The sequence below is a fragment of the Parafrankia sp. EUN1f genome, from assembly GCF_000177675.1.
GTDB lineage: Bacteria > Actinomycetota > Actinomycetes > Frankiales > Frankiaceae > Parafrankia.
Genome location: NZ_ADGX01000068.1, coordinates 14,390 through 32,534 on the forward strand (window position 1 = coordinate 14,390; position 18,145 = coordinate 32,534).

Consider the following 18,145-nt stretch of genomic DNA (forward strand, 5'->3'; position numbering starts at 1 on the left):
CCGGCCGCCCGGTGGACCACTCACCCGAGGATGAGGAGTGCCACCAGGCCGCAGGGGACCGCGATCAGGGCGAACACCGCCACGACGTGGAGCCCCAGCAGCACGCGGCGCTGCCGGCGCACATGCGCCGGAACCGGTTCGCGGGCAGGTGCGGGCGCCGGGGCGGGGGCAGGAGCCGGAGCGGGGTGAGCGACGGGCGCCGCGCGGCGGAACGTCCTCATCGTTCAAGACCCGCGTAGTGCGCCCGGTGCGTCGGATCCCGCAGCGCGGGATGCCGACGGGACTGCCGCGCCTTCTGCTGCCGGATGATCAGGCGCCGGAACCCGCGTGCGCTCGCGCCCAGCATCCACAGCACCGGTTCGGCCGCGGCGATGCGTTCGTCCGGGTTCACCGTCCCGTTCCGGCCGCGGAGACAGTCCGCGGCGCTAAGCGCCCAGTAACGGGTCTCGGTGAACTCCTTCGACGGTTCCTGGCCGAGCTCCGGCAGTCGTGCGGGCTGGTTGAGCCAGTAGCGCACGAGGCCGTCCTGCTGCTCCGGGGTGAGCTCCGGCAGGCGTAGGACCGATGGGAGCCCGCGCAGCCAGTCGGTCTTGCTGACCACCACGGCGAGCCGCAGGGCGAGGCGGCCACCCCGCCTTGGCAGCGACCGGTCTGCGTGCAGCACCCGGATCAGCCGCCGCATCGTGTCGTAGGTCGGCTCGGACGCGGGGTGGGCCGCCGAGTTCGCCGCCGCCTGCTGTTTCGGGGTGAGCTGGTCGAGCAGCGCCGGCTGCGCCGACGGGTCGACGACGAGCAGCGCGTTGTGGGTCCGCTCCAGGTAGCGGTGCGTGGTGCGCAGCGTCTGCTGGTCGGTGTAAAGGTCGCCGTCCGGGTCGAAGAAGAACACGATGCGCCGGGGCCCGCGGGGGATGCCGACGGTGGCGACGAGCGCCCGGGGGTTCGGGGTGGCGGTCGACTCCAGCCACCCGCCGTCCGCGACCATCTGCATGCTGCGCCGGTACCATGCCTCGTCCGGCCGGAACGCGAACGACAAGGTGAGATCGCGCTGGTATGCGAGGTCCTGCAGGCCGGCCAGGATGGCGACCAGCATGGTCGTCTTGCCGGACGCAGGTGGGCCGATCAGCGCGATGTGGACGATCGGCAGGTGCCCGACCCCGTCGGGCAGCCGGCCTTCGCACGAGCCGCAGTAGCTGGCGAGGCGGCCGCGCCGACCGGGCGCCCAGGTCCGCAGCCGCGTCCCGCAGGCGCACACCCGGTGCAGCAGGCCGCCGCGGCCCGGCCGCAGGTCGTCGTGCCGGCGGCGGCAGTCCGCGTTGGGGCATTCGTAGAACGGCCGGCCCAGGGGGCGGGCGCAGTCCGGGTACGGGCAGTCGGCCCCCAGCTCGCCGAGGCGGCGGAACATCGCCAGGGTCGGCCTGGCCGGGCGTGTCTCGCGCAGCAGCCAACGCGCCGCCTCCGCGAACCGTAACGCCGCACCCGCCAACCGCAGCACCGCGATCGTGGTGATGACGAGCGTTCTGTGCACGGCGAACGCAGTCCGGGCGAGCCCCCCGGCCACGGCGACGCCGATCGCCGTCCCTGCCCTCCACATGCGCCAGCAGCGCCGCGCCGACGCGCTCTGCCCCAGGAACGGGCCGGGCCAGCGGGCCGGACCGGCCGCGGCGAACTCCGGTCCGGCGGTGCGCAGCGCCTCGGCCAGGGCATCCCCGATCGCGCGGAGGTCGACGATCGCCTGGCCGGCCGGGGTGAAATACCCGGGGTAGGCGGCCTCGTCGCCGGCCGGGCGCAGCACCGGCGGCCCCGCGGCCAGCGTGCGTGCCGGCAGTGCGAGCAACCGTGCGCCGAGCTGACCGAACGCGATCGCCGCACCGGCGCCGAACAGCGCCGCTCCGCGTGCGTATCCACCGCCGGGCCGCAGAGCCTTCACCACAGCTCTGCGCCGCACCCGTCCCCAGCCCTCGGCATCCGCCGGCAGTGGTGCCGGCGCCGGGCCCGCAGCCGGGGAGTGTGCGCTGCCGGGCGCCGGATCAGCGGGCGGTGACGCCAGCGGTACGCCGGCGCCCGCAGCCACGGCGGCGAGGCGCTGGGCGGCGTCGGCGTCCCCGAACGACGTGCTGGCAGCCGCGAGCACGTCGGGTCTCCCAGCGGCCCACACCCGCGCGGCCACCTTCCCCCAGGACACGTCCGCCCGGTGCTCGTCCGCCCGGGCGCCGTCGGTACCGGCCGGAGCACCGACGTCCCGCGGCGCGGTTCCGCGGCCCGCGCTGCTGCCGTGGCCGGCTCCGGGCTCAGGGCCGGCCCCGCTGTGCAGGCGATGAGTCTCGAACCGGACGCCGAACGGGATGGCCGCGAGGTCGAGGTCAGCGCCCACCGGCACGCCCACCAGCACGTGCCGGGACTGCTCTGGATGCCCCACCGGGACACTGAAGGTCATCGCCAGGGCCGATGCCCGCGGCAGCGAGCCGGTGACCAGCCGGATCGTTCGCACCGTGGCCGCCGGCCCCTGCTCCACCAAAACGATCCGCACAGCACCGCCGCCGCGCGCGGCGCTGCGCACACTCGCCAGCAGGGCTGCCAGCCGACCGTCGCCGTACAGTTCCTGTGCCCGGGCGATCGCTTCGTGCCAGGGCATCGGCGAGTCGACCACGAGACGCTCGACAGCTGGAAGCTCACCGTCGGCTGGCCGGTCGGCCCAGCCCGGCCACCACCACAGGTCGGCGGGAAGCAGGCCGCCGAGATCACGGCCCGGCTCGGTGAGCAGCAACGCGTGCTGAAAGACGTTTCCCGGGCGGCCGGCGAAGTCGACGCCGGTGCCGACGGTTCGGCAGATAACCGCGGCACCGTCCGCCAGCAGTGAGTAGCTCAGGCTCAGCCCGGCCTCGCGCTGCCCGGCGGAGGTCCAGGGCCCCTGCGTTGAACCGGCCTCGGATCCGGGTAAGGGTCCGAAGCCGGACCCGCCGCCGCGCCGCCGCGGTCCGGTGCGGCGCGCGTCCACGGCAAGCTCGGACGTCAGCAGACCGACGATCTGCTGACGTATCCCGTCGCCGAGCCCCGGTGTGTACGCGGTGACACGCCAGCCGGGCCGGTCCGACGCCGCCGCCGACGTGCGATGAAGCTGGTGGATGGTCAACGGACGTCTGCCTCCGCACCCCGTGGCTGCCCTCCGTGCTCAGCATGGCAGACCTCAATGCCCTGGGGCGCAGTACTTTCAGGCCATGGCGCCGGACCGCCGCAGCAGGCGCAGGACCTGGGACTGCTGGTGGGGCAGCAGCGCGGGTTCAGCCGCGTCCAGGGCACGCCGCAGCAGGCCGTCGGCTCCCTCGTCGTCGCCGCGTGCGCGGATGACCTCGGCCACATGCCACAGCACCGGGCCGCTGTCCGGTGCCTCGCGCAGCGCCACCGAGGACTCGTTCGCAGCCTCGGCCACCTGCCCCCGCCGCGCCAGGGCCACCGCCCGGGCCGCGCGCATCGACGGCTGGGCCACGACCTGCGCCGCCGACCGGGCGAGACGCTCGAAGTCCTGCATCGCGGCGGCGTCGTCACCCAGCTCCACCCGTAGGCGCGCCCGCCCGGCCAGCGCGTCCCCGGAGTCCGGCGCGAACGTGAGGACGGCCGAGAAGATGGCCGCCGCCGCCCACGGCTGGCCCGTGCGCCACAGCGCGTGCGCCAGCGCGGCCTGCACCTCGGCGTCACCCGGCAGTCGTTCGCTGGCGGCCTGGAGGTCCTCGACCGCCCGGGTGGTCTGGCCGGACTCGAGCAGAACCCGGCCCAGGGCGGCGAGCATCCGCCCGGAGGACTCGGTGTCCGACAGCGACTCGTAGATCTCCGCGGCCTCCCGGTAGCAGGCCTCGGCGTCCTGCCAGCGCCTCTGCATCTCGCACATCTGCGCGCGCAGCGTCTGCGCGCCGGCCCGGGTGAGGGAGCGCCCCGGGTCGCGGCGCAGGGCCTCCTCCACGTGGGTGCGGGCCGTCGGCAGGTCGTGGTCCGCGAAGCTCACCTGGGCCGCGCGAAGGTGGTCGCCCGCATTCGCCTCTGCGGCGGTTCCGCTGACGGCCCATTCGGGGAAGCCACGCTGGAGCGGCTCGATGAGCCGGTCGTCGAAGAGCTCGAAACGACGCGAGCCCGACCGGTGCTCGCAGCGCAGGACGTAGCGTGCCGTCAGCGACTCCAACACGGCGGTCGGCAGGCCGGCCGTGGTGGTGAGCCCCTCGTCCGCGACACCGCGCCGACCGCGTTCGGTCACGAACGTACGGGTGAGCCAGGCACGCAGCTCACCCTCGTCGAGGTCGTGCTCGCGTGCCACCGTGACCAGCACCAGTGTGAGGTACTCGGCCAGCACCGCGGTGACGTTCCCGGCCGGGCCGAGACGTGACGTGATGACAGCATCCGCCCCGGGACGGGCCCGCCACATCGCGGTCGCCACCAGTTGCAGGAACACCGGCTGGACGGTGTCCGCCACCAGCAGCGACTCGGCGCCGGTCGCGTCGACGACCCGGCTGGTGGCCAGGTCGTCCACACACGCTTCAGCCGCGCCGGAGGCGAAGTGCGTACCGGTCGCACGCAGCGGCTCGACGAGCGCGGCCTGGGCGGAGCGCGGCTCCAGCGCGGCGACGGACACCTCGGAGACCGACGCGGTGGCGGGGCCGCCGCCGGAGCCGGCCAGCAGGAGCCGCAGGTAGGGCTCGAGCGCGGCACGGTGATCGGAGCGGACCACAAGCAGGATACGCAGTGTCGGCAGCGCTGCCGCCGCCTGCGCGAGCAGGTCGAACCACTGCGCCCGTAGCTGGTCCAGCTGGTCCAGCTGGACCGATCGGGCTGCGAAAAGCTCCTCGACCTGGTCGATCGCCACCAGGATCGGCCGGGTCGAGCTGTAGGGACGACGCCGGTCGGGGTGGTCACGGATCGCGTCGAGCAGTGTCGGCGTGTCGGCCGGGGAGGACCAGCACCGCAGGAGGGCCTGAACGAACGGATTGCCGGCGTCGAAGGAGGCCTGGGCGTCCGCTGGCTCATCCTCCTCCGAGGACTGCCCGGTGGCAGGCCCCGAGAGCCGTGCCACCGGCAGTACGTCGGCGTCCGTCGACGGCGCGCTCGGTAGCACGCCCGCCCGCAGCAGCGAGGTCTTGCCCACACCCGTCGGTCCGTGCGCGATTACCACACGGCAGCGCAACCACTCGGCCAGCAGCGCGTGGGCGGCGGCATCCCGGCCGAAAAACAGCTCGGAGTCCTCCTCGGTGAACGGGCGGAGGCCGACGTACGGGGTGCTTGCCGCGGCCTCGATCACCGCTCTCCTCCGCCCATGGTCGGGCGCGTCGAGAGCGGGCCCGTCAGTACCGGGGGAGCCGAGATGTCGAGTAGTGATTTGGTGTCCCTGGTTGGGAGTTCGTCGAAAATTACTGGACGGTATGCCTTCAACGGAACCGGAAGCCTTTCGGCGTTGACACGACCGGGCCCGAGAATCGTATCCGCCAGTCATGGCCCCACCTCCGGTGGCACACGGTTCTGGACCGCCCACGATTTTCCGTCAGATTTTACGGCCAATGCGGGCCGACCGCGCGAAAGTAACAGGAATTTTGCCGCACCGGTGCTCTTCGTGTGGCCGCTCTCGTGGTGTGGCGTGACCGCCCACTGGCCCGCTCCCGGCGGGCGGGACTGGCCGGTGCGCGCGTCCGTCCCCGAGGTGGTCGTCGGGTGCCGCGCGAGGGGCGCCGGATCGGGCATGACACCCCGGAGCCGGATGTCGACCCTGCGATCGGAATCATGAAACCGCAGGTCAAGGGCTATATGTGGGTTAGGTGGCCGGTGAGCCGGCACACCGATCGTGGACCTCCTTCATAAAACCCCGACAATATCGGGGCATCCGCGCTGCGGGTTCGGTGGGGTCAGGCCGGATCCAGCGGCCACAACCCGGACTCGTGTCGTGTTTCGGCGCGTCGTCCGGACGACGCGCGAGAGGCTCCTCGCCAATGGCGCGCGGGGTGAAGAGTGTTACGATCGGTAGGGCCTGTAGGAATTGCGCGGCGCGGTTGCGACGCGTGCACACCCGTATGCCCGTCGGTTATGCCCCGTAGGTTGGCCTGCGCTCATGGTGTGTGCTGAGGAACGGCGGGGGTTGCTGACGTGGCTTCGGTGGTGGAGTTCGATCCGGTGAGCGGCCCGGGTCGAGGGGTTCCGACGATCTGGGGTGGAGTGCCCCAACGGAACAAGAACTTCACCGGGCGGGAAAGCCAACTGGCCGAACTTCGCCGCAGGATCGCCTCTGACGAGGGCGAGGTCACGGCGGTTCTCCCGCACGCTCTGCAGGGGTTGGGTGGTGTCGGTAAGACGCACCTCGCCATCGAGTACGCATACCGGTATCAAGCACACTATGACCTGATCTGGTGGATTCCGGCGGACCAGCCGGTCCTGGTCCGTTCCACGCTCGCGTCGTTGGCACCCCGGCTGGGCCTTTCGGACGGTGGCCTGCTGCGGATCGACGACTCGGTGGCCGCTGTCCTTGAGGCGCTGCGCCGCGGGACTCCCTACCGGCGCTGGTTGTTGATCTTCGACAATGCCGACCAGCCAGAGCTGATCCGTGGCCTGATGCCGCACGGGCCGGGTCATGTCCTTGTCACCTCACGCAACCGCCGCTGGCAGAGCATCGTCGACACGATCGAGGTCGACGTCTTCGACCGGCGGGAGAGCCTGGAGTTCCTGCACCGCCGCGTGCCCGGTATCGCCGAGATCGATGCCAACAGGCTGGCCGAGGCGCTGGGGGACCTTCCGCTGGCGCTGGAACAGGCCGGAGCGCTGCAGTTCGAAACCGGTATGGACGTGCGCGAGTACCTACAGCTGTTGAAGGATGCCTCCAGCAAGCTGCTCGCAGAAAATCCGCCGGCTGACTACTCCCGGCCGGTCGCGGCCGCGTGGAGTCTTTCCGTGGCGCAGCTGCGGGAACAGGCACCGTTCGCGCTCGAACTGCTGCGCCGATGTGCTTTCTTCGGTCCGGAGCCGATCTCGCTGGAAATGCTGGACCGCGGAAAATACACCCTGGACTCGGATTTCGGTCAGTCCATGCAGGACCGGCTGATGGTGAGTCGTGCGATGCGGGAACTCGGCCGCTACGCGCTGGCCAGGATCGACAACAGCCGGAAGACGGTGCAGGTCCACCGGCTGGTCCAGATGCTCATTCGGGACGAACTGTCACCCGAGGACCAGGAGCGGATGCGGGACGAGGTTCACGCCCTGCTCGTGGCTGCGGACCCGGGGGATTCCGAGACGCAGAACCGCACCGGATTCGAGAACCTGCTCCCACACATCGTGCCTTCCGGTGTCTACGCGTCCGAACAGGTTCGGGCACGTCAGCTCATCGAACACCTCATCGGGTACCTGTACAACGCCGGCGATCTCACGACGGCGCTCACCGAGGCCGACCGCGCGTTGGACCGGTGGCAGGCGGATTCCGGCGACCGCGACCCGGATGTTCTCGTGCTCCAGGGCCTCAAGGCAAAAATCCTCTGGTCCCTCGGGCGGTACCGTGAGGCCTATGAGCTCCGTCGCTCCACGCTGGACGCGATCACGGAGGTTCTCGGGGCGGACCACGAGGAAACGCTCATCATTCTGAACGGCCACGGTGCGGACCTGCGCGCCCGCGGGGAGTTCCGGGCTGCCCTGGAACTGGACGAGGACGCGCTTCCCCGTCACGAGCGGGTCTTCGGTGTGGACAGTGCTCAGACCCACCGGGTCGTGAACAATCTTGCGGTCGACTGCAGCCTTAACAGTGACTACCGGCGCGCCTTCGAGCTCGACCAGGAGAACCTCACCAACCGGCGGGACATGTGGGGCAGCGACCTCAACGTCTGGGTCGCTGGCTCACTCGCCGCGGTCGCCCGTGACCAGCGACAGGAGGGGCACTACCTGAAGGCACGGGAGTCAGCCGAGTACGCCTACCGGATGTTCGAAGAACTCGTGAACAGACGGGAGCTGGCGACCGACCATCCCGCCGTCCTCGGGCAGGCCAAGGATCTCTCGGTGGCCCGGCGCAAGGCCGGATTCTTCCCCGAGGCGCTGGAACTGGCCACACAGGTCTACGAGCGCTACACGTCGAGCCGCCAGTTCGGCAACGAGCACCCCGACGCACTCGCCGCCGCGATCAACCTGGGTAACGCGCAGCGGGTGGCCGGCGATCCGAACGAAGCCGCGGAGCGCATCGAGAAGACCGTGAAGCGGTACCGAGTCATCTTCGGCGCCGACCATCCCTACACCTACGGCTGCCACCTGAACCTGGCCCTGGTCCACCGCCAGCTAGGTCGCGTGGACGAGGCGGAACGTCTGCTGAAGGACGCGCTGGTCGGGCTTGAGGGCAGGCTCGGCCCAGATCATCACTTCACACTCACCTGTCTGACCAACCTGGCGACCGCCAGGTCCGCGCAGGGTCTGGTGGCGGAGGCCCTGGAAATCGGGGAGAAAGCGCTCGCCCGTTTCTGGGAGCTCCTCGGCCCTGACCACCCGCACGCGCTGGTGTGCGCGACGAACGTAGCCCTGGATCTCTCCCAGACCGCCGGCCGGGAGGAGGAAGGCCGCAAGCTCGCCGCGCAGACCTCTCAGCGTTACCGCCGGGTACTTGGCCCAAGCCATCCCGACGTACAGGCGGGCGAGCGGGGTGAGCGCCTCGACTTCGACTTCGAGCCGCCACCGCTGTAGGCAGGTTCGCCGCTCGCTCGGTGTGTGGCGGAGGTCTGTGCTCAGCTGTCGTCAGCGGCTGCTCCGCGACATCCACGCGGCGAGTGCGTCCGGGTCGGCCGGGTCGCCGGTGAGTTCCTGCACCTGTCGACGCAGGTGCAGGACCACCTCGGGGCGCGCGGTCAGGATGTCGGCCCCTGGACGGCCGCTGGCCCGCCGGCAGAGGGCGAGTCCGGCCCAGGCGTCGAGCTGCTCGGGATCGCGTGCCAGCTCCGCCTTGTAACAGGCGGCTGCCGACGTCGCATCGCCGAAGGCGAGAGCCTGGTCCGCTGCTGTCACGGAGGCGTCGAGGACATGCGGGACGCCCTGCCGGGCAGCCTCGAAACGCTTCGGGTCTGTCAGACGCAGCAGGGTGAGCGCAAGCCGCTGGTTGTACACGAGGCCGCGATGCCCGGGCAGGGGGCGTGACGGCACCTCGTCCTGCGGAGCGATGCCCTGATCGATCCAGGCGCGCGCAAGTGCGGCGATCCGGGCTGGCGCCGGTTGCAGGTTCCGTAGCCGCCAGGTGATCCAGGTGTCCGCGGTGGTCAGCTCCGCCAGCGTCCGGAGCGTGGCGGGAACAGCGGCCTCTCGATGCCGCGCGACGACGACGCGCATGCCATCGAGGAAACGCAGGCCCAGCGGAGTCATCGCACCCGAGAGCCGCAGGGTGCTCAGCACCCGCCACACCTCCTCCCGCCACCGGGCGAACTCGAAGTGCGCATAGGCGGGCCCCTCCGGGTGACTCCGTCGGAAATCCCAGAACGTGGTCAGGCCCAGGTAGGCGTAGGCCCCCTGAAGCAGGCCGGTGACCGGACGTGGATCGCTCCGCCATGGCGCGTAATAAAGGCGGTCGTGGGCGGGATCGGTCAATGCCACGAGATCGATCAGCGCGGAAAGCTTCGTATGCTGGAACTCGTGTACGAGGCCGGCCGCGAAGGAGACCCCATCCTTGGGCAAGGTCAGCGCGATGGCGCCGAAGGCCTCTGCGGACGAGGCACTCAGCTCCGTCGCCTGGTCTGTTGAAAGCAGCGGGTAAACCGAGCGCAGCCCGGCCGCGATGGCGCCTGCGGCTGGCAGGCCGTAACAGCAGAGAATGTGCCAGCCCTCGTCGAGGCGGTGCTGCCAGGTATCGATCTCCTCTTCGGCGACACCCGGGGACATCGGGAGATCCAGCAGCATGCGCGCGGGATCCGTGTCGTCCAGTGCGAGCTGTATCTCCTGGCCCCAGCTTGAGCTTGTCAGGGTTCGCAGCGGGAGCCACCGATGGTCACGCCGCTCGAACTCGGCCGACGCGATGACATCCGTGGTCGGGGTCGTGCCCGGGACGCCGCAGCCGCGGATGGTCACCTCCCCGCCCTCGACCCGGGCGACGGCCCACCCGGGTCTGCCCGTCCGGATTCGTCCCAGTGACGGCACGAGGAGATCACCGTCCTGCAGGAAAACCCTGGCCTCCGCGTCGAGGCCGGTACGCAGGGCTGCCGCGACCGCGAAGGCGGCCAGCATGCTCAGATCCTCCGCGAGGGGCACGGCCGATGTGACCGTACCGCGTATCCGGCGCATGCAGTGCATCGCCCACAGGCCGATCCCGGGTGTGAGCAGAAGGTTCTCGATCTGGCCGGGATCCCGACGCTGTGCGGCGGACAATATGCGGAACGCGTCGGCGAGCCCACTGTGGAAAAATTCTTCCGGGGCATGCCGCGAAACGTCCTCCAGAACTGCCCGAAGCACGAGAAGGCGCTTACTGAACTGCGTTTTTCGGAGGTACCGGACGAGGTCCGCGCGGCCACCACCGGAGGCCAGATCATCAAAATCGGCCAATGCCAGCCTATGCAATCCAACGTTCACGTCGAGCGCCGCACCCCGTTGATATCATGTTGTATCCGTCGCTGAATCTGGGTAATCAGAGAAAACAGATCCGGGCAGTACACGGATCGGTTCTGAAAGCCGCTGCCGGCCCGGTATCGATGGGGATAGTAGCCGCCGCCGCAGACGCGATGCACCGGGCAGCCGAGGCACTCGGCGCCGAGTGCCTCGGCGCCGATCTGGCGGGCCAGGATGCCGGGATGCCCGAACGCGTCGTCGAACTCGTTCCGCAGGACGGTGAGGCCGGTGGCGGCCGCCCCGGCATAGGCCGACTTGAGTGCGTCGACCTGTTCGATCGTGCCGTCCGTCTCGACGACGAGGACGCTCGACGGGGACAGCCCGATTGTCTCCAGCCGGCTTTCTCCGCCGAGGAGAAGGACAATGATCTCCAGGAACAGGCGGATGTCGGTCTCGTGTTCGGGGGCGGTGTACCACCGCTCGAAGAGGGCGCCCAGCCAGTCGCTGTACGGCGTCGACGTCTCGTTCTCCTCTCTGCCGGGTGGGCGGGACGTCCAGTTCCCATGGGGAAGGAGGAAGTCCATCGTCGGCGGCCGCCAGGCCAGCAGGTTCTCATAGACGGTGATCGGATCGCTGTCGAGGTCCACCACGCACAGCAGTCCGGCGAGCAGCGGTCGGAACCGTTCGGAGGTGAGTAGAGCCAGCCCGGCCTCGATGCGGGCGTGGCTTCCGCCGCCGTCGTGCCGGACGCGGCGCCGATCATTGTCGGACGAGCCGCCGTCCACGCTTACGCCGACCTTCATCCCGAGGTCCACGCAAAGGTCGAGGAAATCTGGTGTCAGCAACGTGCCGTTCGTCTGGACTGTGAGTTCGACCGCCGTGTCGGGGCCGACTTCGGAGCGGACCTTCCGGGCCACGTGGTCGAGGAACGCAGCGCCGGCCAGCAGAGGCTCGCCGCCGTGGAGGATGACCTCCACCTGTGTGAGCTGATGCCGCGCCGCATGCGCCGCGATCCTGGTCGCCGTGGCCGCCACGACCTGGCGGCTCATCGTCACGGGCTGCTGGCGCCAGCTCTGATCCGCCAGGTGATACACGTAGCAATAGGTGCAGGAAAGATTACACCTGCTGTTCACCTTGAGGACGAACTGGCGGAAGGGCACCGGATGCCACCCCCGGGCCGTCAGCTGCTCGAGCTTGAGGTCGCTGACCGGCCATTCACCTGTACACCCGCTGACACCCGTGAGGGAGGGGGTATTCAATTCGCTCGCACCATCCGGTCCCGGCGAGGGTCAGGCGGAGGACTGAAACCCGGCCGTGGCGGAACCCAGCCGGGCGGCCTCCTGCGCCAGCTGGTGCCGCACCTGTCGTAGGATCCTGTTCTCGCGGCCGTCCAGCTCGTCGAGGTAACAACCCCCGACATCGGGCAGGCGTGTCTCGACGTCGGGCAATGATTGGTCCATCTGGTGCCCCTCCTTCGCCTCGATGCTTCCAATCTAGTCGGTTAGGGCAGCATGCGCCGCCGCTACGGATGGATTCGCCGCCGCCGCGTCGCGCCTCCTGCTAGCAGGCCGGTGTGATCCCGTCGTTTGCTGGTTTTGTGCAACTCGTCGCAGTAATTCGTGGTGACGTGGCACCGGCCGGACGTTTCTGTGAGCGTCGGGGGGACTACCGTTGTCCTCCGCACGTGTGCGGAGGACAACGTAGAATCTGTTGCCACCCCACGGGGCCGTCGACTCGGCTCCGGCGGACCTACCTGAGCCTGTGTGCGCGGTGCGGCGGGCCGACACCGCGAGAGAGGGGCCAATGGATGCCGGGCGAGAGCGTCGGTCGGCAGGGCTTCCTGCATGCATCCAGGACGGAACAAACGCCCGCGTGGCGCCGTGGCGCGGGCAGCCATGGCATGCCGGGGAACACGGGTGCCCGCAGGCGTGCCTGAGGAACCCGAGGCCTGGCCGCTTTACTTCTTCCTCAGCTATGCGCGAGCGGACAGCAGCGGCGAGCCGTACCTCGAGAAGTTCTACCGGGACCTCAGAGCCGAGGTGCGTCTTCGGGCCGGCGCCTCGGACGCCCGTACGGTGGGGTTTTTCGACCTGCGTACCATCGAGCCGGGCCAGGCGTGGTCGACGGAGATCGGTGCGGCGCTCGCACGGTGCCGAACCTTCATCGCGATGTGTTCTCCGACGTTCTTCGCCAGTGAGTACTGCGGCCGTGAATGGACAGCCTTCGATGAGCGGCTGCGTTCGGCCTCCACCGGTGGGCATGGCCGGCCCGCCCTGCTGCTGCCGGTCATCTGGATGCCCTTACGCGATCCACCCGAGGCGCTCGTCCAGCTTCAGTATGATCACGTCGAGTTGGGTAAGACCTACGCCCAGAACGGCCTTCGGTACCTCCTGCAGCTGGAACGTAACCATGACGAGTACCAGGAGTTCCTGGTGGCGCTGTCTACCCGAATCGTCCGACTCGCGCATGAGTCGCCGTTGCCCCCGGGCCGGGAGACCCGCGGCCTGAGCCAGGTCCCCAACATGTTCCGGGCCGTGTCGCCGGCGCCGCCGGGTGACGACACGGGGCCGGCGCGGCCTTCCGGGCCGGGGACGCCTTCCGACGATCCGCGGTCGGGGCCGGATCTGATATCGGATCCGGGGTCGGATTCGGAGCCGACGCCGGATCCGGAGCCGACGCCGGATTCGGATTCGGCGTCGCAGGGGGGTCCGAGTCGGGTGACGTTCGTCCTGGCGTCCGCCTCGGTCAGGGAGATCGCCGCGCTGCGGCAGCATCTGGATTTCTACGGAAGCGATTTCGACGAATGGATGCCCTACCACCCGTCGCACCGGGGCCGGGTATGCGTGATGGCGCAGATGGTCGCCGCTCAGCAGGGGATGAGCTCGGTGATCACGCGGTTGGATGACAGCGTTTCGGACCTGCTGGAGCGGTCGAAGGCCCGCAACGAGATCGTGATCCTCCTGGTTGACATGTGGGCGGCGAAGCTCGACGACTTCCGTCTCGCGCTTAAGAAATATGATCAGCGCAACGAGCCGACGTCCGGTGTACTGGTGCCGTTCAATCCCGAGGACGCCGAGACGCGGGCCAATTTTCAGCATCTGAAAGAAACGCTGACGAGTGCGCTCCGGAACAATGTCATGCGGCAGGACAAGCTGTTTAGGACGGAGATTCGATCGCGGGAGGAGTTCGATCAGGCTCTGGTCCAGATAATCGTCGACTCCCAGGCTCGGATCTTCGATCTTCAGGAAGTGCTCCGGCCGCCGAGACGGCAGCAGAGCCGCGGCCTGCCCCGCCTGGATGGGCCATGATGCAGGGGCCCGAGACGCGGATGTCCGAGGCGGCGGCGGGTACGGTCGTCACCTTCTACTCGTACAAGGGCGGCACCGGGCGATCCATGGCTCTCGCCAACACCGCCTGGCTGCTGGCGAGCAGTGGATCCCGGGTCCTCGTCGTGGACTGGGATCTGGAGGCGCCGGGCCTGCATCGCTACTTCCACCCCTTTCTCCACGATCCAGATCTTCGTTCCACCCGTGGGGTCATGGACATGATCTGGGATTTCACGATCACGGTCATGTCGCCGCAGGGCCCAGGGGAGGAAGGATGGTTCGAGCGGGCGGCCGAGATCATGCGGTATGCGGTGTCGCTGACCTGGCCTTTCCCGTCGGGAGGGACCATTGACTTCGTCTGTTCGGGCCGCCACGACGCCGCGTACGCCCGGCGGGTCAACACCTTCGACTGGAACGCCTTCTACGAGCAAAAAGGAGGCGGCGAGTTCATTGACGCGCTACGGGCCGGCATGCGTTCGTCCTATGACTGGATCCTCATCGACAGCAGGACCGGCCTGAGTGACACTGCGGGAATCTGCACCATGCAGCTTCCGGACATTGTGGTGAACTGTTTTACGCTGAGCAGCCAGAGTATTGAGGGTGCCGTTTCGGTGGCGCGTTCCATCGACGCTTACGAGGAAGGCAGGCGTATACGGCTGCTGCCGGTTCTCATGCGGGCCGACGACGGTGAACAGCGCCGGCTGGAGCTGGGTCGCGACGTCGCCCGGGCCGCCTTCAACTCCTTTCTCCGTGGTATGGACGAACTGCAGAAGGAGCGCTATTGGGGCGAGGTCGAGGTTCCGTACAAGCCGTATTACGCCTTTGAGGAGATCCTGGCGGTCTTCGGTGACCGGCCGCATCAGGAGGGCACGCTGCTCGCCGCATACGAGAGGCTGGCCTCATACCTCACCGGCGGGGTGGTGAGTGAACTCCCCCCGCAGGACGAGCTGCGACGGAGAGAGACCCTCGACGTCTTCGAACGCGCTCGGGTGACGATTCCCACCGAAGTGGTGCTCAGCTACGCCGTAGCGGACCGTCCGTGGGCGGACTGGGTCACTGCCGAGCTTGAGGAAGCGGGCTTCCGAGTCATTCCGGATCCGCTCGACTCCTTCACGGCGGCTACCGGGGGGCCGCTGGAGGGTCCCGGTGGGCGTCGCCGCCTTGTAGCGATCCTGTCCCGGGGTTTCCTGCGCGTGCCCATGGCACTCGAGCGGTTGCGGCGCATCGCCACGCTCGACCCGGATGGAGCGCAACGCCTGCTCGTCCCGCTGCGGGTCGAGGAGATGCGGCTGCCTCCGGAGATCGCCGTGCGGGATGTCGCGGACCTCGTCGGCCCCGATGCGTCCCGTGCGCGCCGTGCGTTGGCGGCGGTCGCCGGCCGGCCGTCGCAACCGGCGACCGGGCAGGCGGAGAGTTTCGGGGAGGAGGTCCGCTTCCCCGGGGCGCCGCCGCTGATCTGGGAGGGCGTGCCGGTACGTAACCCGGCCTTCGTCGGCCGCGAGGCGCTGCTCGCGAGCCTGCGTGACCGCTTCCTGGGTCTTGATGGGCCGCCGGTGCACTGCCAGGTGCTGCAGGGCCTCGGTGGCGTCGGCAAGACCCAGCTGGCGGCCGAGTACGTCTTCCGGTTCGGCGCCAGCTACGACCTCGTCTACTGGTTCGGATGCGATCAGATGGCGCTCGTTCGTAGCGGGCTGAACCGGTTGGCCCTCGATCTGGGCCTGACCTCCCCGCAGGGGCGCGAGGGCGGCGCGGACGTCGTCGACGCGTTGCGCCGCGGAGCGCCCTATCGGCGGTGGCTGCTGGTCTTCGACAACGCTGAGGTCCCCAGCGAGATCCTGCCGCTGATACCGCCTGGGCCTGGGCATGTGATCGTCACGTCGCGCAGCGGTGACTGGGGGCAGCAGTACCGCCGGGAGATCGACCTGTTCAGCCGTCGGGAGAGCACAGGGCTACTGATGCTGCATGCTCCCGGGCTCACAGAGGAGACCGCGACGCGCCTCGCGGAGGCTCTCGGGGATCTGCCGTTGGCTCTCGATCACGCCGGGGCATGGCTGTCCAGGACCGGCATGCCGGCCGAGCGTTATCTCCAGCTCCTGGAGGACAGCCCTGGCCCGCTGTTGTTGGATGAAGAAGCTCCCATCTACCCACCGCGGGTTTTCCGCACCTGGTTGCTGTCGATGCGACGCCTGCGTGACAGGGCACCGGCGGCGGCGAGGCTGGCACAGTTGTGCGCCTTCTTCGGCCCCGAACCGATAAGTCTCGATATTTTCGCGAGTGAGGGGCTTGGCGTTCTGACGGACGGCCAGGACCAGCGGTTCCGCGACGACATCATGCTGGGGGACGCGGTCCGTCAACTGGTTGAGCACGCGCTTGCCAGGCTGGACCCGCAGCGGCGGACCCTGGTGATGCACCGTCTTGTCCAGACGGTGATCCGTGAGGATCTCGCACCCGAGGACAGGGCGTTGATTCGCGGGCGGGTCCACGCGATCCTGGTCGCGGCGGATCCGGGCAACGCCGACGACCCGGCCAACTGGCCGCGGTATGACGTGATCAGACCGCATCTGGAACCGTCGGGCCTGATCACATCCCGGGACGAGGCCGCGGCCCGGCTGGTCCTCAACCAGGCCCGCTGCCTGTACATGCAGCGAGACCACGGCGGTTGCCGCGATCTGGCGCAGCGGACCCTGGAGATCTGGCGAGCACAGTTCGGCGTGGACGACGCGCGGACGCTGGAGCTGTGCCTGAATCTGGCGGACAGCCACCGCGCGCTCGGCGAGGCGGAGCAGGCGCACGAGCTTGACCGGCGGGCACGTGACAGCCTCGACCGCAGTTTCGGCCCGAGCGACCCGCTCGCGCTGCGGGCCGCCATGGCACTGGGCGGCGACCTGCGCGGAACGGGAAACTACCAGGAGGCCCGCGAACTCGACGAGGCAACCTATCACCGCTATCACCAGATCTCCGGGCTTGACAGCAGAGAGAAGATCAAGGCGGCGAACAATCTTGCCGTCTCGCTGCGTTTCGTCGGCGATTTCAAGCACGCTCTGGTGACGGGCAAGGAGGCGTACGACCGGCAGCGCAAGACGTTTGGTGAGGAGGACATCCTCACCCTTCAGTATGCGGACAGCTATGCGCGGGATCTGCGGGAGCTGGGTCGGTACCGGGAATCGGTGGACCTGCTTGAGCAAACCCTGGCGCACTGTCGCCGTGTCCTGGGGGAAGATCATCCGGACGCCCTGCGAACCTTGGCCAACTACGCGGTGTCGCTGCGCTGGGCGGGGCAGACCGGGCGGTCCTCGACCCTCGCGGAGGAGGCGTTCGGGAAGCTGCGTCAATGGGTGGGGGAGAACCAGCCGATCACCCTGGCGGCCGCGGTCGGGCTGGTGAACTCCCAGTGTCTCGTGGGAGCCGCAGCGCAGGCACGTGAGCTGGCGCAGGACACGGTCCGGCGCGCGGACGACCGGCTCGGGGTGCGGGATCTCTCCGCTCTCGCGGCAGCCAACGGCCTTGTCATCGCGACCCGGTTGTGCGGGGATGCCCTCGCCGCACTCGATCTCGCGAACCAGACGCAACGGCGGATACGCGGATCATTGGCGGGGAGCCATCCTTTCGCGGTCGCATGTTCGGTGAACCTGGCGAACTGCCTGTTCGACCTCGGCCAGTTCGCCGCCGCGCGGCAGATAAACGAGGAGGCGGTGCGCCAGCTCGGCGCCCAGCTCGGCGATGAGGCCCCGGCAACCCTCCTGGTCTCCGTCAACCTGGCCGCGGATCATCAGGCCCTCGGTGATGAGTCCGGGGCCCGCGCGCTGCGCGCGGCCGTTCTCGCGGAACTCGCGTCAAGCCTCGGGGAGAGCCACCCCCTGCTGAGCGGCCTGCGGTCGAATGGCCGTACCGATCTCGGCATCGACCCTCCGCCGCCCTGACGATCTCCGGGTGCCGCCGGAGCTCGACGCGGCTTCAGGCGCTAGACGAGAAGCCAGCCACGGCTCCGCCCGAAGCCTGTGCCGCCGCGCGGAGCCGGCTCAACCCGCGGGCCAGGACGGCATTGCCGCCATCGTCGCCCAGAACGGTTTCCAGGGACGCGAGATCGAGATCGGTGAGGTCCGGCAACGTCGACTCGATCTCGAACGCTGCGTCGCCCATGGCCTGCTCGCTTCCATCCGTCCCGGCTTGGTGTGACAGGTGTCCGCGCCGGGACCGTGGTGCCCCCGCACGTCATGTGCAGCCTACGGCTGCCATCCCGTCGGTCCGCCGCCTGCCCGTTGATTCACCCGCGGCGGCCTGGTGTCGTGGGCCGGCGG

At 69.3% G+C, this 18,145-nt stretch carries 10 protein-coding genes; 3 read left to right on the top strand and 7 right to left on the bottom strand.

The window, feature by feature from the left end; translation table 11 throughout:
- Nucleotides 1-20 precede the first annotated feature (20 nt).
- The 3 genes from FREUN1FDRAFT_RS45235 to FREUN1FDRAFT_RS20490 form a co-directional block, all read right to left on the bottom strand.
- Nucleotides 21-221 (bottom strand): hypothetical protein, encoded by a 201-nt coding sequence (locus tag FREUN1FDRAFT_RS45235; protein WP_006542073.1) that lies wholly within the window; start codon nucleotides 219-221, stop codon nucleotides 21-23.
- Nucleotides 218-3,130, bottom strand: a complete 2,913-nt coding sequence (locus tag FREUN1FDRAFT_RS20485) for a hypothetical protein (protein ID WP_006542074.1) — start codon at nucleotides 3,128-3,130, stop codon at nucleotides 218-220. The genes FREUN1FDRAFT_RS45235 and FREUN1FDRAFT_RS20485 overlap by 4 nt, the downstream gene beginning before the upstream one ends.
- Nucleotides 3,131-3,208: 78 nt before the next feature.
- Nucleotides 3,209-5,281 carry a tetratricopeptide repeat protein gene (locus FREUN1FDRAFT_RS20490; RefSeq protein ID WP_006542075.1) on the bottom strand — a complete coding sequence of 691 codons (2,073 nt, stop codon included), beginning with the start codon at nucleotides 5,279-5,281 and terminating at the stop codon, nucleotides 3,209-3,211.
- Between the two features lie 836 nt (nucleotides 5,282-6,117).
- Between FREUN1FDRAFT_RS20490 and fxsT (FREUN1FDRAFT_RS20495) the strand changes: the two genes are divergently transcribed.
- Nucleotides 6,118-8,679 (top strand): FxSxx-COOH system tetratricopeptide repeat protein, encoded by a 2,562-nt coding sequence (gene fxsT, locus FREUN1FDRAFT_RS20495; protein ID WP_006542076.1) that lies wholly within the window; start codon nucleotides 6,118-6,120, stop codon nucleotides 8,677-8,679.
- Nucleotides 8,680-8,730: 51 nt separating this feature from the next.
- On the opposite strand, the gene FREUN1FDRAFT_RS20500 is transcribed toward fxsT (FREUN1FDRAFT_RS20495), so the two are convergent.
- The 3 genes from FREUN1FDRAFT_RS20500 to fxsA (FREUN1FDRAFT_RS40690) all read right to left on the bottom strand — a co-directional run bounded on the left by FREUN1FDRAFT_RS20500 (nucleotide 8,731) and on the right by fxsA (FREUN1FDRAFT_RS40690) (nucleotide 11,981).
- Nucleotides 8,731-10,545, bottom strand: a complete 1,815-nt coding sequence (locus FREUN1FDRAFT_RS20500; RefSeq protein WP_006542077.1) for an HEXXH motif domain-containing protein — start codon at nucleotides 10,543-10,545, stop codon at nucleotides 8,731-8,733.
- Nucleotides 10,542-11,681, bottom strand: a complete 1,140-nt coding sequence (locus FREUN1FDRAFT_RS20505; RefSeq protein WP_232295305.1) for an FxsB family cyclophane-forming radical SAM/SPASM peptide maturase — start codon at nucleotides 11,679-11,681, stop codon at nucleotides 10,542-10,544. The genes FREUN1FDRAFT_RS20500 and FREUN1FDRAFT_RS20505 overlap by 4 nt, the downstream gene beginning before the upstream one ends.
- 129 nt (nucleotides 11,682-11,810) lie before the next feature.
- On the bottom strand, nucleotides 11,811-11,981 hold the full coding sequence (fxsA, locus tag FREUN1FDRAFT_RS40690) for an FxSxx-COOH cyclophane-containing RiPP peptide (RefSeq protein ID WP_006542079.1): 171 nt from the start codon (nucleotides 11,979-11,981) through the stop codon (nucleotides 11,811-11,813).
- Nucleotides 11,982-12,401: 420 nt separating this feature from the next.
- Here fxsA (FREUN1FDRAFT_RS40690) and FREUN1FDRAFT_RS20510 point away from each other — a divergent pair, with 420 nt between their 5' ends.
- Both FREUN1FDRAFT_RS20510 and fxsT (FREUN1FDRAFT_RS20515) read left to right on the top strand, forming a co-directional pair.
- Nucleotides 12,402-13,829 carry a TIR-like protein FxsC gene (locus tag FREUN1FDRAFT_RS20510; protein WP_232295306.1) on the top strand — a complete coding sequence of 476 codons (1,428 nt, stop codon included), beginning with the start codon at nucleotides 12,402-12,404 and terminating at the stop codon, nucleotides 13,827-13,829.
- Nucleotides 13,826-17,767, top strand: coding sequence for an FxSxx-COOH system tetratricopeptide repeat protein (gene fxsT / locus FREUN1FDRAFT_RS20515; protein WP_006542081.1), 3,942 nt, complete (start codon nucleotides 13,826-13,828; stop codon nucleotides 17,765-17,767). Before FREUN1FDRAFT_RS20510 ends, fxsT (FREUN1FDRAFT_RS20515) begins: the two co-directional genes overlap by 4 nt.
- A 34-nt stretch (nucleotides 17,768-17,801) precedes the next feature.
- Here the strand turns inward: fxsT (FREUN1FDRAFT_RS20515) and fxsA (FREUN1FDRAFT_RS20520) are convergent, their stop codons facing one another.
- Nucleotides 17,802-17,987 carry an FxSxx-COOH cyclophane-containing RiPP peptide gene (gene fxsA, locus FREUN1FDRAFT_RS20520; RefSeq protein ID WP_006542082.1) on the bottom strand — a complete coding sequence of 62 codons (186 nt, stop codon included), beginning with the start codon at nucleotides 17,985-17,987 and terminating at the stop codon, nucleotides 17,802-17,804.
- Between the last annotated feature and the right edge of the window lie 158 nt (nucleotides 17,988-18,145).